We start from the raw sequence: 1,281 nt of genomic DNA, 5'->3' as shown, positions 1-1,281 counted from the left end.
CCGCCCCGCCCCCCCCCCCCCCCCCCCCCCCCCCCCCCCCCCCCCCCCCCCCCCCCCCCCCCCCCCCCCCCCCCCCCCCCCCCCTCGCCCCCCCCCCCCCCCCCCAGGCCGCGCACCACCTGCCTACGGCCGCCCCGCCGACCGCGTCGCCCGCGCGGCCCCCTCGTCGACATCGGCCGCGCGGGCGACGGCGCTTCCAGCACGTACGCGACGTTCCGGCCGGCGGCCTTCGTCCCCGACGCGGCCGCGGACCGGTTCCGCGCCCCGGGGCCCGCCGAGGCGCACATCCGGAAGCCACGGGGCCACGGGCCCTGGGCGCCCAGGCGTCGACCACTTCGCGCCGCACGCCGCGCCACGACACCCGAGAAGCGGGCGCCGACGCCCACGGGGCCGAGGCCACCCCGCCCCGACCGGTTGACGCAGAGCGGCCGCCCGCCCCGCGGGTCCGAGGTAGGCGGCGACCGGCCCGCGCGCCCCCACCACTCGTCAGGGTGAGTCCGGGGAGGCCGCTCGCGCGCCCCGGCGCGGGGCGATCACGTCGCCTCCCCGCGAACGGCCCGGTCAGAGGCCGCGACCGGCCGAGACCGGTGCGTGCGAGCCCCGCCGCGAGCCGGGGAGCCGCCCGGCGCGGGTACGGAGAGTGACGCAGGGTCCGGTTTTCGGCCACGCGGCGTGGGCAGAGCTGCCGGTGACCCACCGGGTCACCGTACGCACAGAGCACGAAGGAGAACGATGAACCTGTTCACGGGGACGAGGGGCACGACGACGAGGGGCACGACCGCGGGGGCACGCCCCCGGTCCGCCGCGCGGGCGCTGGCCGCCGCGTCGATGGCGGCCGCGCTGGCGATCCCGGTCACCGCGGCGACCGCGGCCGCGGCCCCGGCGGCGATCCCGCCCGGCCTCTCCTGCGAGACGGGCAAGCACGCCATCGACGACTACACGGGCTACGCGCTCTGCCGCAACAACGGCAACCAGACCCAGGTCTTCTGGGTCCACCTCGTCTGCGGCTGGTCCCCGGACGTCGACGGCGAGCACGTCACCCTCCGGCCCGGCCAGTCCGGCCAGTCCACCGCGCACTGCGGCTCGCTCGGCACCGGCATCGGGGAGATCCACGTCCGTCCCTGAGCCCGCCCCCCGCCACGGGTCCTGACCGGCCGTGACGGGGGACGAGCGCAGCGGGGGGGGGGGGGGGGGGGGGGGGGGGGGGGGGGGGGGGGGGGGGGGGGGGGGGGAGCTCATTTTCCCCCCTGGGGTGAGCGGGGGGGGGGGGGGGGGGAGAGA

Annotated in this window: 1 protein-coding gene; it reads left to right on the top strand. The window is 80.6% G+C overall.

Annotated features, from left to right (window positions below; all coding sequences use genetic code 11):
• Window positions 1-732 precede the first annotated feature (732 nt).
• Complete coding sequence (locus ACZ6EJ_RS27815) at window positions 733-1,125, top strand: hypothetical protein (protein WP_469270966.1); 393 nt, start codon at window positions 733-735, stop codon at window positions 1,123-1,125.
• The last annotated feature ends 156 nt before the right edge of the window (window positions 1,126-1,281 follow it).

The organism is Streptomyces sp. NPDC041970, from assembly GCF_055588985.1.
This window is presented reverse-complemented; position numbering and strand designations above follow the sequence as displayed.

Bases quoted from the DNA above. Each gene is read 5' to 3' on its own strand.
- ACZ6EJ_RS27815 (WP_469270966.1), top strand. From the start codon at position 733: ATGAACCTGTTCACGGGGACGAGGGGCACGACGACGAGGGGCACGACC.